The sequence below is a fragment of the Corallococcus sp. AB038B genome, assembly GCF_003668955.1.
GTDB lineage: Bacteria > Myxococcota > Myxococcia > Myxococcales > Myxococcaceae > Corallococcus > Corallococcus exiguus.
Map to the genome: position 1 here is coordinate 1 of NZ_RAWO01000447.1, position 380 is coordinate 380.

The following is a 380-nucleotide window of genomic DNA, read 5'->3' on the forward strand; positions in this document are numbered from 1 at the left end:
AAAATTATCTTGGTTATGTATGCTCATTGTTTACCGGTAATTGTGTTCTCGCATGGACACGGAGAGAGGCGAAACGTCTTCGATAACTTCTGATCGTGCGAGACCTAATAGAAGAGCCGGTTTTTCGATAAAAAGGATAGTTAATCCGAGCCGATTTTTCTTGAGGATGTCTGTAGAACAGTTGTCATAAAAATTTGCGTTGATCGGCAGTCAACGAAGTTCCATCACCACGTCCTCTTCATTCCATCACATCGTTCGTTTCTCGAAATAAATCCAGAATATTGTAAACCGTTTGCGTTGAACAATTGATGAGATTTGCTATGCGAGATGCACTCATACCTTGATCCAGTTTCATAGAAATCACTCGCTAACGTTCACCG

Annotated in this window: 1 protein-coding gene; it reads right to left on the reverse strand. The window is 41.1% G+C overall.

Going from position 1 to position 380, the window contains the following annotated elements; genetic code table 11:
* Positions 1–238: 238 nt before the first annotated feature.
* Positions 239–355: a helix-turn-helix domain-containing protein gene (locus D7Y04_RS46920; RefSeq protein ID WP_158627721.1), complete on the reverse strand. Its 117-nt coding sequence runs from the start codon at positions 353–355 to the stop codon at positions 239–241.
* Positions 356–380 lie beyond the last annotated feature (25 nt).

Coding starts and splice junctions, on each gene's coding strand:
- D7Y04_RS46920 (WP_158627721.1), bottom strand. CDS start 355: ATGAAACTGGATCAAGGTATGAGTGCATCTCGCATAGCAAATCTCATC.